The following is a 4777-nucleotide window of genomic DNA, read 5'->3' on the forward strand; positions in this document are numbered from 1 at the left end:
CGACTTGGCTGATAAACCGGATGGCTACCATCGTACTTGGACTTTAGTAAGAAGTCGTCCTTCTCGCTCTAGCTGACTAAAAGACTCCGAACCGGGAAACGGAATCATGTAGTGCGGGATCACCTTATCAACCTTGATATCTTCGACGAACTTCTGCGTTTGTTTGAAGATAGAAGTGTCATGTTCATCAAAACCGAACAAAAAATCTCCCCATACTTCAATACCATGAGATCTTATCTCAGCGATGTACTCTTTCATTTTAGATGGTTTCACAAAGCCTTTTTTCTGAGCCTTTAAAGCCTCTTCAGATGGCGTTTCTATGCCTAATAATACAGCTTTGAACCCTGACTTCACCGCAGCACTAAGCAATTCGGTGTCACGAGCAATCAAGACTGTCGTTTCCCCATAGAAGCTCATGTTAAGCGGCTCAATGGCCTTAAATAGTGCCAAAGCATATTCACGGTCATGAGTGAGATTGTCGGAGTGTAACTCAACCCACTCAATACCTAATGTCTTGAGATCCGCTAACTCGCTGACGATATTTTCGATTGGCCTTTTCTGGAACTTATCAAAGAACCTTGGCACTAAACAGAAGTTACATTTAAATGGGCAACCTCTTGTCACAACTACTGACCATGTATAATTGTACGCTTCAGGATTGATGATATTTGTTGGGTATGGATTGAGCATACTGAGATCGACAGGCTCGGAGCTTTCATAAATAGGCTGTAGCGAACCAAACTCAGCGTCACGGAGTAACTGAACCCAGTAGTTCTCAACTTCTCCCATCGCCAAACAATCCGCATATACTGCCGCTTCTAAAGAGTTAAACTGAGTATGTAACCCCCCGAGTATGACTGTTTTGCCTTTTTTCTTATATTTAGAAGCTAGCTCATAAGCCCGATAAGCATCTGGAGTCGACATAAATATCACCACCAAATCAGCATCATTATAAAGGTCGGCTTTTGCACCTATGGTCTCATCAACCATATCTAACTTGTACCACTTTGGTGTCGCAGCAGCGGCGGCAAAGATGTTTTGTGGAGGTCCCCCCGTAGAGGCTTTGTATTTTGAGTAATCGCTGCCAGCAGACGCTTTAATTAAATAGATTTTCATAACGTATCCTAATTATTAAATTTTGCTTTGCTACAAAGAGCTAAAAAACTCAAAGACTCTATTGTCCATATAGAAATATACCCCTCCCATCACAAACCAACTGATGATGATTAAGGTAAACAAAACTGGATGTTCTTTTAGCTCAATACGTTCAACAAAGAAGGCTTCTTTTGCGCGAAGATTTTCCCATCCCCAAAACCAGCAAAATAACCCCCAAATCAGAAGTAGATGAAACTTAAGAGCAAACAAGGCCATGGTCAGAGCCAGCAATGTTTTCCACTTAGACATTACTTCAGGCACGTTCATCTTTCTTAACTCCCAGTTATTAAACTAGGAATCATTGTAAATAGGTGTTGGTCAACTTTTGGTTAACTAATTTCAATTTAAACAATCGATTGCCAACAACATCGATGTTAAGCAATATTAGCGACCCAAGATTGTTTATGAACACGCTACACTTAAAATCAATGCAGTACTCATAATCCATAAAGGTGCCCTAACTATGACTGACACTAAGCAAAATACCCGAATTAGCCAGTTCCGTTTCGGTCAGCCAAAAGAATCTCTCAAGTTAGAACATGTCGCTTTAGGGGCGCTAGACAAAGATAAAGTTCGCGTACAAATTGAAGCGACTAACATCAACCCTAGTGATCTGTTGTCGATTTATGGTGTGGGCCAATACAAACATAGCCACCAGCCGCCGAGAGTACCGGGATTTGAAGCGGTAGGAAGAGTTGTAGAGTCCAGTCATACTGAGTTTGCGGTAAATCAGCGAGTGCTCGTAGCAACCAGTGGAACATGGCAGACCTATGTCGATGTATCACCTGATGACCTGTTCCAAATTCCTCAGCATCTAGAAAATGGCTACGCCTGTCAGTTGTACATTAATGCGCTAACTGCATGGGTGTTGACGACAGAAGTGGCTAAGCTGACCCAAGAAGATGTGTTGATCATCAACGCGGGCAGTTCAGCCATCGGTAAGATCTTCTCCCAGTTATCAGCATCACTCGGCTTCAAAATCATTGTCGTTACATCACAGCCGACACAATACCCAATCACTTCCAGTTGGGTGTTAGATGCAAACGACGATTTAGCTTCTCAAATTAAGGCTTTAGGCTTGCCGATGCCAACCGTTGCCTTTGATGCAATTGGCGGCTCACCCGGAACCGATCTTATTCACACCCTTGGCAACAACGGGCGCTTTATCAACTATGGGACGCTGTCTCTGGATTTTTACGAACCACGCTTCTTTGAGTACGCGAAAAGCCAACACATCGATTTCAGCACCTTCTTCTTACGTTATTGGGAGGAAGCGGAAGGTAAAGATGTTCGCCGTGATACGTTCACGACCATGCTAGATCACTTCATCACAAACGACATACAGCTCGACGTCGACCGCTACCTGCCATTCGATGAAGTGCAAACCGCGATTGATCTTATTGAATCGAAAACCACACGATTAGATGGCAAGATCATATTGCTTCCTTAGTACATCGTTGATCGCGATAACTTGCGCTCGTGTTAGGTAACCCTCCTAACACTGCGTTAAACGGGGGAGTTTAAAAAGACGTAATCACTTCAAATAAATAACGTTTGTATGTTTCGGTTTGCTCAACCCAGTTTCAAGTTTTTTCGACAGCGTTTCCGCACACATAGGTTTGGCTAAGAGATAACCTTGTCCGTAGTCACAGTCCGATTGCGCTAAGAAGCTTGACTGGACAGTTGTTTCAATTCCTTCAGCAACGACCTTAATACCTAGCTGGTGAGCCATTGAAACAACTGCCGCACATAAAGCTCGGTCATTCATATCGTACTCAAGATCATTGACAAAGCTTCGGTCAATTTTCAAACCATCAATATTGAACTCTCGTAAGAACCCTAGTGAAGAGTATCCGGTGCCAAAATCATCTAACCAAACTTTGATCCCCATACTCCTAAGGTCGTCCAACGTTTTCTTTGCGCTTACCTTATCAAACATTAGGGCCGTTTCGGTTACTTCTATATGTAACCTTGTAACTTCAACTTGATGTTTTTGTGTTTGATATTGGAATGTTCGGAGTGCCTTATCGCCATAGAGCTGCTTTGGAGACAGGTTTATCGCAACATAAAATTCGGGAGGAAGGTGATGTCTTAAATCCCACTCCTGAATATCTCTGCAGGCTTGCATTACTATCCAATCACCAAGTGTATGAATAATATCCGTAGCTTCAGCAATAGGAATGAACTCAATAGGAGAAATATTGCCTTTTGTAGGATGCTGCCAACGTATCAGGGCTTCAACTCCAACGACATGCCCTGCTTTCAGGTCAAACTTTGGTTGATATAAGAGCCTAAACTGAGAGAAGTCATCGATAGCGGCTCTAAGCTCCTTTTCTATGACTCCCCTTGCTAGTATCTTCTGCTCGATTTTTTGGTTGAAGAAACAGTACCTACCTTTGCCGTTTTCTTTGGCGCTGTACATTGCCATATCTGCACTTTTAACCAAGTCTTCAGAGGCGTCTCCCGAATCAGGAAATAATGCAACACCAACACTCGCACCAACCACTACCGATTCACCTACGGAATTGAGGTAAATAGGCTGTTTTAGTGAGTACACAATATCAGAGGCAAACTTAGATACTGTCTCCTTTGTCTTAACTCCTGATAAGCGGAGTAAGAACTCATCCCCTCCAACTCTTGCGATCATGCATTGAGACTCTTCCTTTGTGGTCATTTGCCCCATTTTTTTTAATGAGTTAGTTAACGTCTTAGCCACTTCACTTAACAGCTCATCTCCAGCTTGGTGCCCAAGGTTGTCATTGACTCGTTTAAACTCGTCCAAATCGATAAAAAAAACCGCAAACACCTCTTTTGACTGTTTGCATCGATGAATACACCGTTCAAGACATTTAATAAACTGAGAGCGATTCGGTAACTTAGTCAGTGGATCGTTATAAGCTAAAAACTCAACTTCCTCATTCCGCTGCTTGAGGCTTGAATCCATACTATCAAACGCCTGAGCAAGTTCTCCGAGTTCATCACTGCGCTGAATGTTGTTTGGTACTTGGAAAATCCCTTTACTGATGCGTTTCGAATGTTGTAGGAGTTGATTAATCGGACGAATCATCGTCTTAGCTAATAACATGGAAAAGAGTAAGCTGACCAGACACATGAACATCGTCAAGGTTATGCTCAACACCGCGCTATAGCTTCGACTTGACTCAGTAATATCCTTGATAATGGTGTTATTTTTCTCGATGTCGTCTTTCACAGCCTTTAAGGAGTAGCTCATCACTATGCCACCTAACCGAGTCTTATTCATCGTGATTGGCCGCGCAACAATCAGTGCTGATGAATTGATTTCTGTGTAAGCTTCTTGCTTATTCAAGACATTTTCTTGCACCCTTGGCATATCCAAGTTGGAGCCATAACCGAGTACTACATCTTCTCCTGTATGAACTATCAGACCATTAGCATCAAAAACCTTTATGAATATGACATCTTTATTTTCAAAGGCAGGCTCTAAAATAGAGTTAATATTATCGATATCATAAAAATACATCGGATCAAAAAGTGCATCTGAGAGGTACTCAACCGTTTGTTCTGCTTGACTCTGAGCTTGGGAAGTAAAGTTCTCTGCAATATTCGTTGCCGTTTCTTCTAGAATTTCATCACTATAGTA

At 42.3% G+C, this 4777-nt stretch carries 3 protein-coding genes and 1 pseudogene; 1 reads left to right on the plus strand and 3 read right to left on the minus strand.

Annotation, left to right across the window (positions count from 1 at the left end; translation table 11 throughout):
- Together AB4496_RS24920 and AB4496_RS24925 are read right to left on the minus strand one after the other, a co-directional pair.
- Positions 1-1116, minus strand: a pseudogene (locus tag AB4496_RS24920) (B12-binding domain-containing radical SAM protein); the annotation flags it as partial.
- 30 nt (positions 1117-1146) lie between these two features.
- Entirely contained in the window at positions 1147-1422 is a 276-nt protein-coding gene (locus tag AB4496_RS24925) for a hypothetical protein (RefSeq protein ID WP_009845795.1), read from the minus strand.
- Positions 1423-1618: 196 nt separating this feature from the next.
- Between AB4496_RS24925 and AB4496_RS24930 the strand changes: the two genes are divergently transcribed.
- Positions 1619-2605 carry a zinc-dependent alcohol dehydrogenase family protein gene (locus tag AB4496_RS24930; RefSeq protein WP_009845796.1) on the plus strand — a complete coding sequence of 329 codons (987 nt, stop codon included), beginning with the start codon at positions 1619-1621 and terminating at the stop codon, positions 2603-2605.
- 84 nt (positions 2606-2689) lie between these two features.
- Here the strand turns inward: AB4496_RS24930 and AB4496_RS24935 are convergent.
- Positions 2690-4777, minus strand: a 2088-nt coding sequence (locus AB4496_RS24935) for an EAL domain-containing protein (RefSeq protein WP_372132496.1), incomplete at its 5' end; no start/stop codon positions are given.

It is taken from the genome of Vibrio sp. 10N.222.46.A1 (assembly GCF_041473595.1).
In the GTDB taxonomy this organism is placed as follows: Bacteria; Pseudomonadota; Gammaproteobacteria; order Enterobacterales; family Vibrionaceae; genus Vibrio; species Vibrio tasmaniensis_A.

Excerpts from the sequence above, each read along its gene's own strand:
- AB4496_RS24930 (WP_009845796.1), top strand. The coding sequence starts at position 1,619 with ATGACTGACACTAAGCAAAATACCCGAATTAGCCAGTTCCGTTTCGGT.
- AB4496_RS24925 (WP_009845795.1), bottom strand. The coding sequence starts at position 1,422 with ATGAACGTGCCTGAAGTAATGTCTAAGTGGAAAACATTGCTGGCTCTG.